Source organism: Actinoplanes subtropicus (assembly GCF_000721705.1).
Classification (GTDB): domain Bacteria; phylum Actinomycetota; class Actinomycetes; order Mycobacteriales; family Micromonosporaceae; genus Actinoplanes; species Actinoplanes subtropicus.
On the sequence record NZ_JOJL01000027.1, the window covers coordinates 250,221 to 266,143 of the forward strand.

13 protein-coding genes are annotated in these 15,923 nt (G+C 71.3%); 5 read left to right on the forward strand and 8 right to left on the reverse strand.

The window, feature by feature from the left end:
- Position 1 precedes the first annotated feature (1 nt).
- From IH26_RS0134610 to IH26_RS0134645, 7 genes are all read right to left on the reverse strand, one after another.
- Positions 2-391 (reverse strand): hypothetical protein, encoded by a 390-nt coding sequence (locus IH26_RS0134610; RefSeq protein WP_157437538.1) that lies wholly within the window; start codon positions 389-391, stop codon positions 2-4.
- 67 nt (positions 392-458) lie between these two features.
- Entirely contained in the window at positions 459-944 is a 486-nt protein-coding gene (locus IH26_RS0134620) for a tetratricopeptide repeat protein (RefSeq protein WP_030440475.1), read from the reverse strand.
- A gap of 18 nt (positions 945-962) precedes the next feature.
- The gene (locus IH26_RS0134625; RefSeq protein ID WP_030440476.1) at positions 963-1,829 is read right to left on the reverse strand and encodes an AraC family transcriptional regulator; all 867 of its coding nucleotides are present in this window, start codon (positions 1,827-1,829) and stop codon (positions 963-965) included.
- A gap of 70 nt (positions 1,830-1,899) precedes the next feature.
- Complete coding sequence (locus tag IH26_RS0134630; RefSeq protein ID WP_030440477.1) at positions 1,900-4,755, reverse strand: glycoside hydrolase family 2 TIM barrel-domain containing protein; 2,856 nt, start codon at positions 4,753-4,755, stop codon at positions 1,900-1,902.
- The gene (locus tag IH26_RS0134635; protein WP_030440478.1) at positions 4,752-7,769 is read right to left on the reverse strand and encodes an alpha-mannosidase; all 3,018 of its coding nucleotides are present in this window, start codon (positions 7,767-7,769) and stop codon (positions 4,752-4,754) included. Before IH26_RS0134635 ends, IH26_RS0134630 begins: the two co-directional genes overlap by 4 nt.
- A 17-nt stretch (positions 7,770-7,786) precedes the next feature.
- Positions 7,787-9,130, reverse strand: a complete 1,344-nt coding sequence (locus IH26_RS0134640; RefSeq protein ID WP_030440479.1) for a 6-phospho-beta-glucosidase — start codon at positions 9,128-9,130, stop codon at positions 7,787-7,789.
- A gap of 13 nt (positions 9,131-9,143) precedes the next feature.
- A complete protein-coding gene (locus IH26_RS0134645) occupies positions 9,144-9,896 on the reverse strand; it encodes a DeoR/GlpR family DNA-binding transcription regulator (RefSeq protein ID WP_030440480.1) in 753 nt (250 codons plus the stop codon).
- A 152-nt stretch (positions 9,897-10,048) separates the two neighbouring features.
- Here IH26_RS0134645 and IH26_RS0134650 point away from each other — a divergent pair, with 152 nt between their 5' ends.
- Genes IH26_RS0134650 through IH26_RS0134670 form a run of 5 tightly spaced genes read left to right on the forward strand, consistent with a single transcriptional unit; the run spans position 10,049 to position 15,315 of the window.
- Positions 10,049-10,999 (forward strand): carbohydrate kinase family protein, encoded by a 951-nt coding sequence (locus tag IH26_RS0134650; protein ID WP_063763780.1) that lies wholly within the window; start codon positions 10,049-10,051, stop codon positions 10,997-10,999.
- A gap of 10 nt (positions 11,000-11,009) precedes the next feature.
- The gene (locus tag IH26_RS0134655) at positions 11,010-12,284 is read left to right on the forward strand and encodes an extracellular solute-binding protein (RefSeq protein ID WP_030440482.1); all 1,275 of its coding nucleotides are present in this window, start codon (positions 11,010-11,012) and stop codon (positions 12,282-12,284) included.
- Between the two features lies 1 nt (position 12,285).
- Positions 12,286-13,224, forward strand: coding sequence for a carbohydrate ABC transporter permease (locus IH26_RS0134660; protein WP_211268803.1), 939 nt, complete (start codon positions 12,286-12,288; stop codon positions 13,222-13,224).
- Positions 13,221-14,048 (forward strand): carbohydrate ABC transporter permease, encoded by an 828-nt coding sequence (locus IH26_RS0134665; protein ID WP_034216578.1) that lies wholly within the window; start codon positions 13,221-13,223, stop codon positions 14,046-14,048. The genes IH26_RS0134660 and IH26_RS0134665 overlap by 4 nt, the downstream gene beginning before the upstream one ends.
- Positions 14,041-15,315: an alpha-L-fucosidase gene (locus IH26_RS0134670; RefSeq protein WP_030440484.1), complete on the forward strand. Its 1,275-nt coding sequence runs from the start codon at positions 14,041-14,043 to the stop codon at positions 15,313-15,315. Before IH26_RS0134665 ends, IH26_RS0134670 begins: the two co-directional genes overlap by 8 nt.
- Here IH26_RS0134670 and IH26_RS0134675 read toward each other — a convergent pair.
- On the reverse strand, positions 15,294-15,890 hold the full coding sequence (locus IH26_RS0134675; RefSeq protein ID WP_051809054.1) for a TetR/AcrR family transcriptional regulator: 597 nt from the start codon (positions 15,888-15,890) through the stop codon (positions 15,294-15,296). The genes IH26_RS0134670 and IH26_RS0134675 overlap by 22 nt on opposite strands.
- Positions 15,891-15,923 lie beyond the last annotated feature (33 nt).

Below are 15,923 nucleotides of genomic sequence, written 5' to 3' on the forward strand. Positions count from 1 at the left end.
GTTACCCGGCGGCCCCGACCACGGCGTACGAGCTGCAGCTCAGCTCTTTCGTGCCCTCGTAGTTGCAGGCCTGGTACGTGATGGTGTCGGTCTCCGCCAGGTCGAGGTTGATGTCGTGACAGTTGCCGGCGCCCAGGTTGTACTGCGGGTTGTGCCAGTTGATCCCGTTGCCGATCACGTACCAGGCGCCCGGGTGGTGCCCGTCGTCGTTGGTGTCGCAGACGAGCAGGTGCTCGCCCGTCGGGTTGAAGCAGACCGTCGCGCCGCCGTCCGGGGAGTGGACCGAATGGCCGCAGGTGCCGGCCGCGGAGGCCGCGGCGGCGGGCAGGACGAAGCTGAGGGACGTGGCTGCGGTCAGGGCGACCGCGCCCAAGATACGGCGAACCCGCATGCGAATCTCCGGTCAGTCGGCGAATGCGTTCCCGATGACGGCCCGGCCGCGTCCACTCCGGACTTGATCATCGGCGGCCCACTGTAGGCGACCGGTCCAACCGCGCCAAGCCGTTTCTGATCAGGCGCCCGTACTCGTCGTCACCGAGCGCGCCGATCCCCGCCCGCGCGAGCTCGACGTGCTCCCGGGCCCGGCCGGGATCGCCGAGCCGGCGGTAGCACTCCGCCAGGTTCAGGTGCAGCGACGGATACAGGCCGGCCACCGGCAGCGGCACGCCGGCCTGCGCCACCCGGTCGTCGGTGAGCAGGCCGGCCGCCGCCAGCGCCCGCTGATCCCAGAGCAATTCCTCGCGTACGTCGTCCTGCACGTCGGCCATCGCATGCGCGAGCACGCAGACGTGCAAGGGGTCCCCGCTCTCCCCGCCGATCTCGTCCCAGATCCGTGCGAACAGCTCGCGGGCCTCCGCCGGCCGGCCCCGATGATGATGCGACGCCACACCCTCGGCGATCCGGGCGAGCGTCACATCGTCATCGGCTTCTCCGGGCCGGTCCACGCTACGACGATGCCATAGTCACGCCGGTTCGATGGGGAGCCAGAGCTCGCAGGTCGCGGTGCTGAGATCGTCCGCCCGGTCCAGGACCGCGACGATCTCCGGGCCGGGCCGCAGGCGCCACGGGTTCGAGGGGAACCACTCGGTCGCGGTCGCGGCCCAGGCCTGCTGCAGGGCCTGCGGATACGGCCCCGCCGTCCGGAAGACCGCCCACCGCCCGGCCGGCACCTCGATGGTGTCGAGGTCGCCGGGGGCCGGGGTGTCCGCGGCGACGGCTACCCCGTGCAGGTAGGTCAGCTCGCTGCCCTCCGCCCGGTCGGGATCGAGGTCGGCGCTGACCGAAAGCAGGCCGGCCGGCTCGGTGTCGCCGAGGGCGCGCAAGCGGGCGTGTTCGTCCTGCGGCAGGGCGGCGACGTGCTGCTGGATGTGCGGGTTGACGCCCTGGTGGATCAGCGGGACGCGGGCGGCGTGCCCGGCGAGCCGGAACGCGGGGCGGTCGACGATGCGGGTGTCCATGGGGGTGCTCCCTTCGACGGTCAGGCGGAACCTGAGCTGGGGTTGGGTTCGAAGGGGGCCGCCGTCCCGGCGTACGTCACCGGGGCCGGTGCCGTGGACCGACCGGAACGCCCGGCCGAACGCCTCGGCCGAGCCGTATCCGTGCCGGACCGCGATGCTCAGCAGGTCGTCGCCGCGGACCACGTCGGCGGCGGCGACCGTCATCCGGCGCCGCCGCACGTACTCCGACAGCGGCATGCCGGCCAGCGACGAGAACATCCGCCGCAGGTGGTACTCGGTCGTGCCGAGCGCGCTCGCCACCGCCTTGACGTCGAGATCCTCGGTGAGGTTCCGCTCGACGAGGTCGACCAGCCGGTTGAGTGCCGAGATCATGAGGCCTCCTTCGACCTCGACCCTGGCCGAGGGCGCGCCCGTCGCGCCCGATCGCCGTGGCCCGATGTGATCAGGCGGTCAGCGTCCAGGACCACGTGTAGGTGCCCGGCCCGATCAGGTACGGCGGCAGCGTGTCCGGACCGCAGGAGGCGGTGCCCAGGCCGCGATGTACCGCGTCGACGTGCACGACACACCCGGCGCGCGGCACGAGCTCGTCGTGGTGCCGGGCCGCGGCCAGGTCGGCCGCCCGGTAGCGGGTGACGCTGACCTGCCGCCGGTCGTCGTCCAGGTGCACGGTCAGGTCGCCGGCCGCCCCGGCCAGCGTGAACCGCCGCACGCCGAACCGGCCGCCGCTCTCCTGCGGCCGCACATACGGCGTGAACAGCTCGTCGACCGGCGCCGCATGCCGGTCGACGCGGGCGCCGAACCGCCGGTCCGGATAGCACTCCCAGGGGCCGAGCCCGAACCAGTCGAGGTGGTCCAGCCCGGCGACGGTCTCGAAGACCATCCCGACCCGCGGCAGGTCGTCATGGCGAACGGTCACCGTCTCGGCGAACAACAGAGCGCCGTCGTACGCGGTGATCTCCTGCACGTGCGTCGCGACGTCCCCATACTCGGCCCGCACCACCGCGCGAGCGCCGTCCCGCCGCACGTCGACCAACCGCCGCGCGAGCCCCGCGAGAACCTCCCAGGACGAGGCGTGGTCGCGGTCGTTGTCGATCGGCGCCCGCCACAGGCTCAGCTCCGGCGCCCGGCTCAGCAGCGGATGCACCAGCAGCCCGTGGTCGTCGAGCGGCACGGGCGAACCCGGGCGTCGAAGGGCCGCCCGATCCGGCAGCGGGCGCGTCTCGGCCCGCAGCCGCACCTGAGGAGCGCACACCTCGGTCCCGGCGGGCGCCCACGGCTCGTCGTGGGCGGTGACCACCCGCAACGTCAACCAGGCTTCCCCGGGCGACATTTCCGAAATGTCCGGAAGGGCAAGCGCGGCCGACCCGCCTGGCCGGATGTCCGGCAGCGCGACGGCCACCGGCGAGGAGCCGGTCACGGAGTAGGAGGCGGAAAGCCACGACAAATCCCGGAAATGCTGCCGATTGCGGACGGTAAGAACCCCGTCGGAATAGGTGAGACGGATCGGGGCGGCCAATTCTCGGTGCTCGTACATCGCCGGCTTCGGCGTGCGGTCGGGGAACACCAGCCCGTCCGCGCAGAAGTTCCCGTCATTGGGCTCGTCCCCGAAGTCGCCGCCATAGGCCCACCGCCAGCCCGGCGCCGCCACCCCGTCGGACCACCCCGGATCGCCCGCCGCCGGGTCGGTCCGCTGCAGCAGCCCGTGATCCCAGAACTCCCAGATGAACCCGCCCTGCAGCCCCGGCGTGCTCTCGATCGCCGCCCAATGCTCGGCGAGCGTCCCGTTGCTGTTCCCCATCGCGTGCGAGTACTCGCACATGATCAGCGGGAGTGTCTGCCGCCCCGAGCGCGCGTGCTCGACGATCGAATCCAGCGACGGATACATCGGGCAGAGGATGTCGCTGGCGGTCTGCGGCCGCTCCCAGTCGTCCCGGATCGCCCCCTCGTACTGCACCGGCCGGGTCGGGTCGTACCGCCGCACCCATCCGGCCGCCGCGTCGTGGTTGGCGCCGTAGTCGCTCTCGTTGCCCAGCGACCAGATGATGACGCTCGGGTGGTTCACGTCCCGGCGCACCATCCGCGACACCCGCTCGACGAACTGCCCGGTGTAGAGCGGATCGTCGGCCAGTTCATGCCCGTACGCATGGCATTCGATGTTCGCTTCGTCGATCACATACAGGCCCAGTTCGTCGGCGAGGGCCAGCAGCCGCGGGTCGTTCGGGTAGTGCGAGGTGCGCACCGCGTTGAACCCGAACCGCTTCATCGTCACCAGGTCGGCCCGCAGGTCCGCGGCCGACAGCACCCGCCCGGTCACCGGGTGGAAGTCGTGCCGGTTGACCCCGCGGAAGAACACCCGCACGCCGTTGACCAGCAGATCCCGCCCGACGATCTCGACCCGCCGGAACCCGATCCGCAGGCTGGTCTGATCGGCCACCGCCCCGTCCGGCCGGTGCAGGAAAACCTTCACTTCATAGGTGTACGGCGTTTCCGCCGTCCACAACCGCACGTCCGGCACGGTCGCGACGAGCCGGGTGTGCCCCGCGTAGCTGGACACCCGCTCCTGCTCGACCCGGTCGGCCCACCACGCCGCGTCGAGCTCCAGCGGCTGGTCCCCGACCGTGGCCGTCACCGACCAGCCCGCCGGCAGCGTCCCGGCCCCGTGCGCGACGAACGCGTCCACCGCCAGCTCGCCGGTCATGTCCGCGCTCACCCGCACGTCGGTCAGGTGCAGCGGGTCCGTCGCGTACAGGAAGACCGGCCGGGTGATCCCGGCCTGCCACCAGTGATCCTGGTCCTCCAGGTAGCTGCCGTCGGACCACTTGACCACGGTGAGCCGCAGGACCGAGCGCTCCCCCGGCCGGACCCGCCCGGTCAGGTCGAACTCGGCCGCCAGGTGCGAGTCCTTCGAGGCGCCGACCGCCTCGCCGTCGAGCTCGACCAGCAGCACGCTCTCCGCCGCGCCGACGTGCAGCACGATCCGCCTGCCCGCCCAGCCGGCCGGCACCTCGACCTCGCGCTCGTACACGCCGGTCGGGTTGTCCGCCGGCAGGAACGGCGGCGGCTCCGGCCACGGCATCCGGTAGTTGGTGTACCAGGGGTGGTCGCCGACGTCCTGCATGGTCCAGCACCCCGGCACGGCGATCTCGCCCCACGACTCCCCGACCGCTTCCTCCGGGTCGTGGAGCAGCTGGAAACGCCAGACGCCGTCGAGTTCGAACCGCTCCGGGTGGTCGAGGGCGTGCATCGGCAGCCGCCCCCACCCCGACACCGCGGGTTCCCGCCACACCGCCACGGTCACGCCCGCCGCAGACGCAGGGTGAGCACCTGGAACGGGCGCACCTCGAGCGGGATCGAGCCGTCCGGTTCCGGCGCCGGGTCGTCCCCGGCCAGCGGCCGTTCCAGCAGGTCGACCACCTCCACGGCAGCGACCGGGAAGGAGGGGCGGATCCGGGCGTGCGCGCGCCCGCCGAGCGGCTCGTAGACGCGCAGGATCACGTCGCCGGAGCGGTCGTCGGCCAGCTTCACCGCCTCGATCACCACGCCGGACGACTCGACCAGCGGCACAGCCGGCTCGGCGGCGCCGCCCGGGTGGAGCCGGAGCGGCAGGTTCAGCGCGTAGCCCTCGGCGATCGCGTCGGCGACGGTGGCGCCCGGCAGGATCGCGTACGTCATCCGGTGAAGGCCCTGGTCGGCCTGCGGGTCGGGGCAGCGCGGCGCGCGCAGCAGGCTGAGCCGCACCACGGTCGCGCCGTCCTCGTCCCGGGTCGCGTCGTGGCCGTAGGTGGCGTCGTTGATCAGCGCCACGCCGTAGCCGTGCTCGCCGGCGTGCACCCAACGGTGCCCGTACACCTCGAAGCGGGCCGCCTCCCAGCTGGTGTTGGTGTGCGTGGGCCGGTGGACGTGCCCGAACTGGATTTCCGCGGCGGTCCGGTCGGCGTGCACGTCGAGCGGGAAGCCGGCCTTGAGCATCTTCTCGGCCTCGTGCCAGTCGACCTCGGTCTCGATGTCGATCCGCTTGCTGCCGGCCCGCACCCGGATCGTCTGCGTGATCCGGGAGGCGCCGAACGCCCGCTCGACCCGGATCGCGCCGGTCAGCGGGCCGGCCTCGACCAGCTTGACCGACTCGGCCTCGGTCAGATCGGTGTACTGGTGCCGGTAGTGCCGGTCGACGTCCCAGGCGTCCCACTCGTTGGGCAGGTCGGCGTGCAGGCGCAGCAGGTTGCCGCGCTGCCCGGCCGCCAGCACCTCCCGGCCGGCCACCAGGTCGGTGATCGAGGTGATCAGGCCGTCGTCGTCGAGCACCACCCGGACGAGCCCGTTGTCGAGGGTGCGGTCCTCCGCCCGTACGGGATCGGGGTCGGTCTCGGCCGCGACCAGAGGTCCCAGATAGCTCGGACCCACCTGGACGAGCCGGTCGCCCACCACCTCGGTCCGCGGCAGGGGGCCCGCGTTGAGCACCCAGGTCGCGTCGCCGGTGCCGGCCACCGCCGCCGTGGCCGCCGCGACGATCTCGGCCAGCTCGGCCAGCACCCGCTCGTAGGTGGCCTCGGCCTCGCGGTGCACCCAGGCGATCGAGCTGCCCGGCAGGATGTCGTGGAACTGGTGCAGCAGCACCGTCTTCCAAAGCCGATCAAGGCGTTCGTACGGATACGGGCTCCCGGCCCGGACCGCCGCGGTCGTCGCCACGAACTCGGCCGTGCGCAGCATGTGCTCGCTGCGCCGGTTGCCGGCCTTGGTGCGGGCCTGCGACGTGAAGGTGCCGCGGTGCAGCTCCAGGTAGAGCTCGCCGGACCAGACCGGCGCGTTCGGGTACTCGGCGCGGGCGGCGTCGAAGAACTCGTCCGGGGTCTCGATGATCACCTTCGGCGACCCTTCGAGGTCCCGCAGCCGCCGCGCCTTCTCCAGCATCTCCCGGGTGGGCCCGCCGCCGCCGTCGCCGAAGCCGAACGGCAGCAGCGACCGGGTGCCGCCGCCCTTGTCCTGATAATTGCGGACGGCGTGGGCCAGCTCGCCGCCGGTCATGTCGCTGTTGTAGGTGTCGGCCGGCGGGAAGTGCGTGAAGATCCGGCTGCCGTCGATGCCCTCCCACCAGAACGTGTGGTGCGGGAACTTGTTGGTCTGGTTCCAGGAGATCTTCTGGGTCAGGAACCAGTCCATCCCGGCCAGCCGGGCCAGCTGCGGGTACGCGGCGGTGTAGCCGAACGAGTCGGGCAGCCACACGCCGCGGCAGTCGACGCCGAACTCGTCGAGGAAGAGCCGCTTGCCGTGCACGAGCTGCCGGGCCAGGGCCTCGCCGCCGGGCAGGTTGCCGTCGGCCTCCACCCACATGCCGCCGACCGGCTCCCACTGGCCGGCCTTCACCGCGGCCTGGATGCGCCGGAACACCTCGGGCGAGTGCTCCTTGACCCACGCGTACTGCTGGGCCTGCGAGCAGGCGAAGATGAACTCCGGATAGTCGGCGGCCAGCGCGGTGACGTTGGCGAAGGTGCGGGCCGTCTTGCGGACCGTCTCGCGCAGCGGCCAGAGCCACGCACTGTCGATGTGCGCGTGGCCGACGGCGCTGATCGTGTGCGCGCTGGCGTGCGCCGGCCGGGCCAGCACCCCGGCGACCTCGGCGCGGGCGGCCGCGGCCGTGCCGGACACGTCGTCGAGGCTCAGCGCGTCGAGCGAGCGCTCCAGGGCGCGCAGGATCTCGTGCCGGCGCGGGTCGGTGACGGCCAACTCGAGCATGAGCTCGCGCAACACGTCAAGGTCGTGCAGAAGATGCCAGACCTCTTCGTCGAGCACCGCCAGCTCGGCCCGGGCCATCGTGTAGAGCGGCTCCTGCCCGGCGGTCGCCAGGTCGCCGAGCGGCGTCGGCACGAAGCCGTTGTGCAGGATGTCGGGGTTCGACGCGGCCTCGACGAGCAGGCGCACCGGCCCCGGCCCGGCGATGGCCACCTCCTGGTTGCGGGGGTTGATGCCCTTGATCGGCCGGCCCTCCGCGTCGTGCACCAGACCCTCGGCCTGCCCGCCCGGCCAGTCGCTGATCCAGCCGAGGTCGAAGACCGCCTCCACCCGCCGGCCGGCCCAGCTCGCCGGCACCTCGCCGGTGGCCCGGAACCAGCTGGTCCCCCACGGCCGGCCCCAGCGATCGCCCACCTTGAAGGGGACGAAGGCGGCGCCGAGGGCGTCGGCGACGGGCACCGGTTCGCCGGGCACATGCCAGACTTCGAGGTCGAGCGGCACCCGGTCGCCATGCACGGCCGGCCGGATCCGCTGGGTCAGTACCCGGTCGAGGCGCCGCTCGACCAGCACGCGGTCATCATGCATGTCTCGGTGGGTCCCCTTCAGGGCCGGAGGTAACCCAGCTCGGGCAGCTGGGCCTGGTAGTTGTCGAGCAGCCGCCGGGCGACCGCGACCGAGTCGACGAGCGGGTGGCCGGCCATCGCGCGCAGCGCCGCCCCGCGCGAGCCGGTGCGGGCCGCCTCGATGACCGCCCGCTCGACCGCCTTGACCGAGGTGACCAGCCCGACGGCGTGCTCGGGCAGGGCCGCGGTCGGGCAGGGGTGGGCGCCGGTCGCGTCCACCACGCAGGGCACCTCGATCACGGCGAACGGGTCCAGATCGGGCAGCGTCTCGTGGTTGCGGACGTTGAGGATCAGGTCGGCGCGCTCGTTGCGGGCGATGGCCCGCATCAGCGCCAGCGCGACCCGCTCGTAGCCGCCGGCCGCCATGTCGCTCGGGTCCCGCTCGCCCGCGCCGGCGGCCGCCCTGTTCTCGGCCATGTAGGTCGCCTCGCGCTCGTGCCGGGTGCTTTCCCAGGCCTCGTACGCCTCGACGCCGTCGCTCGCCAGCCGGGCGTAGAACCGGCCCTGCTGCTCGAGCAGGAAGGCGCCGCGGGTCTGCTCGGCGGCCCGCTCGGCGGCGACCGCCTCCCGGTTGTAGTAGTAGTAGTGCAGGTACGGGTTCGGAATGGCGCCCAGCGTACGGATCCACTCGGTGCCGAAGAGGCGGCCCTCCTCGAAGGACTTGAGCGCCGCCACGTCGGTGAGCAGGCCGGGCAGCACGTCCCGGCCGTCCACCTCGACGCCGCGCAGCCAGCCGAGGTGGTTGAGGCCGACGTAGTCGAGGCGGGCGGTGGCCGGGTCGGCGCCGAGCGCGTGCAGCACCCGGCGGCCCAGGCCGACCGGCTCGTCGCAGATGCCGATGACCCGCTCGCCGAGGTGCTCGGCCATCGCCTCGGTGACCATGCCGGCCGGGTTGGTGAAGTTGATGACCCAGGCCTGCGGGGCGACCTCGGCGACCCGGCGGGCGACCTCGATGGCGACCGGGACGGTGCGCAGCCCGTACGCGACGCCGCCGGCGCCGACCGTCTCCTGGCCGAGCACCCCCTCGTCGAGCGCGACCCGCTCGTCGATGGCGCGGCCCGCCAGCCCGTGCACCCGCACCGCGAAGAACACGAAGTCGGCGCCGGTCAGCGCCTCGGTGAGGTCGGTGGTCGCGGTGACCTCGGGGGCCAGCGGGTCGTCGCCGGCCTGCGCCCGCAGCACCCGGCCGATGGCGGCCAGGCGCGACGCGTCGAGGTCGTGGAGCGTCACGTGCGTGACCCTGCCCTCCTCGCGGTCGGCCAGCAGCGCCCGGTAGATCAACGGTACGCGGAAACCGCCGCCGCCAAGGATGGTCAGCCTCATCGCGCCTTGCCTCTCATACCTCAAGAACAGTGACGCCCGCGTCGCGGAGCGCCGTCTTCGTCCGGTCGTCGGCGGCCGCGTTGGTGACGACCGTGTCCAGCTCCTGCGGACCGCAGACCCGGGACATGCCGGTGCCGGGGAACTTACCGACGTCGGCGACCAGCACGACCTGGTCGCTCGCCGCGATCATCGCCCGCTTGACCGGCACCTCGACCACGGTGGTGTCCATGACCTGGCCGTCCGGCCGGACCCCGCTGGTGCCCAGGAACAGCCGGTCGGCGTGCACCTGGCGCAGGTTGTCCTCGGTGAGGAAGCCGATCAGCGAGCGGTAGTCGCGGCGCAGCACCCCGCCGAGCAGCACGAGCTGGATCGCCTCCTCCGCCTCCAGCTCCTCGACGACCGCGAGGCTGCTGGTGATCACGGTGAGCGTGCGGCCGCGCAGCTGCCGGGCGACCCGGTGCGCGGTGGTGCCGATGTCCAGCAGCACGGTCTCGCCGTCCTTGACCAGCTCGGCGCAGCGGCGGGCGATGGCGTCCTTCTCGTCCGCGCGGACGGCGGCCACGTCGGCGAACGGCTCGTCCCGGTCCTCGACCGAGGCGGCCCCGCCGTACACCCGCTTGAGCAGGCCCTCCTCGTCCAGCGTGACCAGGTCGCGGCGGACCGTCGCGATGCTGACGCCGAGCGAGTCGGCCAGCCCGCTGATGGTGGCTGAGCCCTCCGCGCGAACGGCGCGGAGGATCAGTTCGTGTCGTCGGCCGGGAAGCATGCGCTGACCCTACCTTTCAAACTCGCTCATCGCTACGACGATCTTTGAACGACTTTGGCGACGATGCTTGCCAAGCTCGCTCACGACGTGCACGATTCTGGCGGGATACACGTCACAGTCGCTCACAGAGGTCGAGAGGGGGCCGAGCGCGCGTGGTAGACGTCTTCGTCTCCGGACAAATGTTCTTCGACCTGGTGCTCACCGGGCTCGACCACGGGCCGATCCCGGGCACCGAGGTCTGGACCAGGGGCAGCGGCACCGGGCCGGGCGGCATCGCGAACTTCGCCGTCGCCCTGTCCCGCCTCGGCCTGAGCACGTCGCTCAGCGCGGCCTTCGGCGACGACCAGTTCGGCCGGTTCTGCTGGGAGACGCTGGAGCGGGACGAGGGCGTCGACCTGTCCCGGTCCCGGCGGCTCGCGGACTGGCCGACCCCGGTCACCGTCTCGCTCGCCTACGACGGCGACCGGGCCCTGGTGACCCACGGGGAGCCGATCCCGGTCACCGCCGACGAGCTGATCGGCGTACCGCCGGCCAGCCGCGCCGCGATCGTCCACCTCGAACCCGAGCCGACCGCCTGGATCCCGCAGGCGCACGCCGCCGGCACGCTGGTCTTCGCCGAGGTCGGCTGGGACCCCTCGCAGCAGTGGTCGGGCACCATGCTCGACCAGCTGAAGCACTGCCACGCTTTCCTGCCCAACGCCGAAGAGGCGATGGCATACACCCGGACGTCGACGCCCCGCGCCGCGGCCGCCAAGATCGCCGATCTCGTCCCGCTCGCCGTGGTCACCTGCGGCCGCGACGGCGCGATCGCGATCGACGGCGGCAGCGGCGAGGAGGCGTGGGCGCCGGCGCTCGATGTCGACGCCGTCGACACCACCGGCGCCGGCGACATCTTCGGGGCCAGCCTGGTCGCCGGCACCCTTGCCGGCTGGCCGCTGACCGACCGGCTCCACTTCGCCAACCTCTGCGCCGGACTGTCGGTGCAGCGGATCGGCGGGGCGCCGGCGGCACCCGACTGGCCCGGCATCGCGCGGTGGTGGCACGCCACCCACGATGCCCAGCTCCGCAACGACTACGCCTTTCTCGACCAGGTCATGGAATAGGAGCACCCCGGTGGAACTGTCCCGTAGGAGGTTGCTGCAGGCGGGCTTGCTCGCCGCAGCCGGCGGCGTCACCGCCGCGTGCGGCGGTGGATCGAAGAGCTCGGGCTCGAGCGGCCCCAAGGAGATCGATCTCTGGTACTGGGCCGGCGGCCTCAGCGACAAGGTCGTCGCCGACTCCGTCACCCACTTCGCGGCGCTGGGCACCGTCAAGCCGTCGGTCATCGGCGGCGACTTCAAGCAGAAGCTGACCACGACGCTCGCGGCCGGCCGGTCGTTGCCCGCGATCACCGGCATCAAGGGCGAGGACATCGCGGCCCTCCTGCCCCAGGCCAAGCAGTTCGTCGACCTCAACACCCTCGGCGCCGACAAGCTCCAGTCGCAGTACCTGACCTGGAAATGGAAGCAGGGCAGCACCCAGGACGGCAAGCTGATCGGCTTCCCGATCGACATCGGTCCCACCGGGCTGTTCTACCGCGCCGACCTGTTCGAGAAGGCCGGCCTGCCCAGCAAGCCGGAGGAGGTGGCCGCGCAGATCAAGACCTGGGACGACTGGTTCGAGGCCGGCAAGCAGTTGCACGGCAAGGTGCCCAAGTCGTTCCCGGTGAACACGGTGCAGAGCATCCTCAGCGCCGCGATCGGGCAGAACACCGTCCGGTTCATCGACACGAACAACAAGTTCGTCGGCGACCAGGACCACATCCGCAAGGCGTGGGACACCGCGCTCAAGCCGCTGACGCTCGGCATCGACGCGAAGATCAACGACAACAGCTGGAACGCGGCGATCGCCAGCGGCGCGGTCGCGGCCGAGGTCGGCGCCGCCTGGCACGGGCTGGACATCTCCAGCGCCGGGCCGGACACCAAGGGCAAGTGGCGGGTCGCGCCGACGCCGAGCGGGCCGGCCAACATCGGCGGCTCGTTCCTGGCCATCCCCGCGAAGGGCGACAACCACGAACTCGCGTTCCAGGTCATCACCTGGCTGCTCAACGCGGACAACCAGGGTCGTGGCTTCACCGACGCGTCGCTGTTCCCGTCGATGCCGGCCGCGTACAAGTTGCCGGCGCTGACCGGGCCGGACCCGTTCTTCGGCGGCCAGGTGACGATCGACGTCTTCGGGCCGGCGGCCGAGAACATCCCGATCGCTTACGAGGCGCCGGCCGACGCCGCCGTCTCCGCTCCGTACTACAACGAGATCATCAAGGTCGAGACCGGCAAGGACGCCAACCAGGCCTGGAACGACGCGGTCAGCCAGGCCAAGTCGATCGCGCAGAAGCAGGGAGTGAGCTGACGTGAGCGACCGGCGGAGACGGGCGGTGCGGCGTACCGGGATCGTCTCGTACTGGCGCCAGTACCTGGCCATCTCGCCGTTCTTCCTGGTCTTCGTCGGTTTCAACCTGATCCCGGTGTTCTTCACGCTGTATCTGGCGTTCCAGCGCTGGGATGGGCTCGGCGACATGAAATTCGTCGGACTCGACCAGTTCAAGTTCCTCATCCACGACCCGACCTTCTGGTTGTCGGTGAAGAACACGATCATCATCTGGGTGCTCGGCACGTTCCCGATGCTGTTCGTGGCGCTGATCATCGCGGTGATGCTGAACGCCGGGGTCAGGTTCACGTCCTTCTACCGGATTGCGTACTTCCTGCCCAACGTCACCTCGCTGGTGGCCGTGGCGCTGTTCTTCTTCGCGATCTTCAGCTCCTCCAACGGCCTGGTCAACGCGGTCCTGCACCTGATGCATCTGCCCCAGGTGCAGTGGTTGCAGAACCCGTTCGCGATCAAGGTGGTCATCGCGCTGCTGATGAGCTGGCAGTGGACCGGCTACAACGCGATCATCTACCTGGCCGGGCTGCAGACCATCCCCACCCAGCTGTACGAGGCGGCCCAGCTGGACGGCGCCGGACCGGTGCGCATGTTCCGGCACATCACCGTCCCGCTGCTGCGGCCGATCATCCTGTTCACGCTGATCGTCTCGACGGTCACCGGCCTGCAGAGCTTCACCGAGCCGCAGGTGCTCTTCGGCAGCACGGCCTCGGTCAACCCGAACTCCGGCGGACCGGGCCAGGCCGGCCTGACCATGATGCTCTACTTCTACCACCAGGCCTTCGACAACAACGACTACGGCTACGGCGCCGCGATCGTCTGGGCCCTCTTCCTGCTCATCCTGCTGTTCGTCGTGATCAACTGGCGCCTGGTGGCCCGCTCCGAGCGAAGGGAGAGGGTGCGGTGAGGCGGTTCAAGCTCGGGCGCGCCAGCATCCACGTGGTCCTGGCGACCGGCGTCCTGATCTCGTTCTTCCCGTTCTACTGGATGGTCGTCATGGCGACCAACACCACCGCGGACATCTACCGGTACCCGCCGAAGCTGACCCCGGGCAGCCACCTGATCGAGAACATCCACCGGCTGCTGGACAGCATCGACTTCTTCGGCTCGATGCTCAACACGGTGATGGTGGCGATCACGACCACGGTGCTGGTGCTGTTCATCGACTCGCTGGCCGCGTTCACCTTCGCGAAGTACCGCTTCCCCGGGCGGAACTTCCTGTTCGGGGCGCTGCTGGCGTTGTACATGCTGCCCACCCAGCTGGCCATCCTGCCGCAGTTCATCATCGCGTCGGATCTCGGCCTGGCCGGGACGCTGCGGGCGCTGATCATCCCGCCGATCGCCAACGCGTTCGGCATCTTCTGGATGCGGCAGTACATCACCAGCGCGGTGCCCGACGAGCTGATCGACGCCGCCAAGGTGGACGGCGCCGGCTTCTTCCGGCAGTACTGGCAGATCGCCATCCCGGCGATCCGGCCCGGCCTGGCCTTCCTCGGCATCTACGTCTTCGTGGCCGCCTGGAACGACTACATCTGGCCGCTGATCGTGCTGGTCGACCCGGACCGGATCACCCTGCAGCTGGCGCTCGCCCAGCTGAACACGGCGCACGGCACGGACTTCAGCATGGTGATGGCCGGCACGCTGCTGGCGATCATCCCCCTCGTCGTCATCTTCGGCTTCTTCGCCCGCAACTTCATCGCCGATGCCACGAAGGGAGCGGTCCGTGAATAACGTCGAGCGGTTCCAGGAGCGCCGGTTCGGCATGTTCGTCCATTGGGGGGCGTACGCGGTCGCCGCCCGCAACGAGTGGATGCGCAACCGGGAGAAGTTGACCGACGCCGAGTACCAGCGCTACGTCGACCACTTCGACCCGGACCTGTACGACCCGGCCGCCTGGGTGGCGCTCGCCGCCGAGGCCGGCATGCGGTACGCCGTGATCACCGCGAAGCACCACGACGGGTACTGCCTGTGGCCCAGCGAGCTCACCGACTACCGGGCGAGCCGCGACCTGATCGGCCCGTTCCTCCATGCCCTGCGGGACCGGGGCATGGGGGCGGGTCTCTACTACTCGCTGATCGACTGGCACCACCCGCAGTTCCCGATCGACGGGCTGCACCCGCTGCGCGACGAACCGCCGCCGGGTTCGCGGGACATCGCGGCCTACCGTTCCTATCTCCACGCCCAGGTGCGCGACCTGCTCACCCGGTACGGCCCGATCGATCAGCTGTTCCTCGACTTCTCGTACGTGGGGCACGTGCACGAGGGCCAGGTGGTGTGGGGCGGCAAGGGCGCGGCCGACTGGGACAGCCCCGCCCTCCTGGAGACGATCCGTAGCCTGCAGCCGGAGCTGCTGGTCAACGACCGGATGGACCTGCCCGGCGACTTCGTCACCCCCGAGCAGTACCAGCCGAGCGCGCCGATGACCGTCGACGGCAAGCCGGTGCCCTGGGAAGCGTGCCAGACGATGAACGGCAGCTGGGGCTACGACCGGGAGAACCGCGACTTCAAGTCGGTCGGCCTGCTCGTCCGGATGCTGATCGACACCGTCGCCAAGGACGGCAACCTGCTGCTCAATGTGGGCCCGAACGCGCGCGGCGAGATCGACCCGGCGTCGGCCGACATCCTGCGCGGGATCGGCCGGTGGATGCGTCTGCACGAGCGCTCGATCTACGGCTGCGGGCCCAGCTCGTTCACCGCGCCGCCGGACTGCCGCTTCACCCAGCGCGGCGATCGGCTCTACCTGCACCTGTTCGCGTGGCCGTTCGACGCCGTGCACCTGCCGGGGCTGGCCGGCCGCCTGCGGTACGCCCAGTTCCTGCACGACGGCTCGGAGGTCGCGCACGAGATTGCCGACCCGGACCGCCCGGCCTACGCCACCTCGTCGGCCGGCCAGGAACGCGGCACCGTCACGCTGCTGCTGCCGACCCGGCCGCCGGAGGTCGAGGTCCCGGTGATCGAGATCTTTCTGGCCCCCGCTCAGCCGTCGTCGGCGGGGTAGCGGCTCCCGACCAGGGACAGCGCCGCGCGGGCGGCCCGGTCGAAGGGCGCCACGTCGCCGGCCGCCCGGCACAGCACATGCGCCCCCTCCAGCAGCGCGATCAGCGTGGTGGCGAGGTCGTCGGCGTCGGCGGCGGGCAGCCCGGCGGCGCTCAGCCGACCGGCGAGCGTGCCGATCCATGAGCTCAGGGCGGTGGCGGAGGCCTCGCGCAACGCCGGCTCGTCCCCCATCGCCACGGCCGCGACCGCGCAGCCGCTGCCGGCGCTCGACTCGGCCACCACCGGGCGGATCATCGCCAGGAAATCCTCGGTGACCTGGACCGGGCCGGTCGCCGGCAGCCCCTCGAGGTAGCCCCGCACCTCCTGCCCGTTGCGCGCGGCCGCCTCGGCGACCAGCTGTGTCTTGCCGCCCGGGAAGTGGTGGTAGATCGCGCCCCGCGCCGCGCCGCTGGCGCCCAGCACCTCGGTGAAGGACATGCCCGCGACGCCCTGCCGGCGCAACGCGCTCACCGCGGCGTCCAGCATCCGGTTACGCGTGTCCTTCGGCACCCCGGCCCCCTTGACTAGTACGCCCATCCTAGCGCACAGTCGGAGTCGCTAGTACGTACG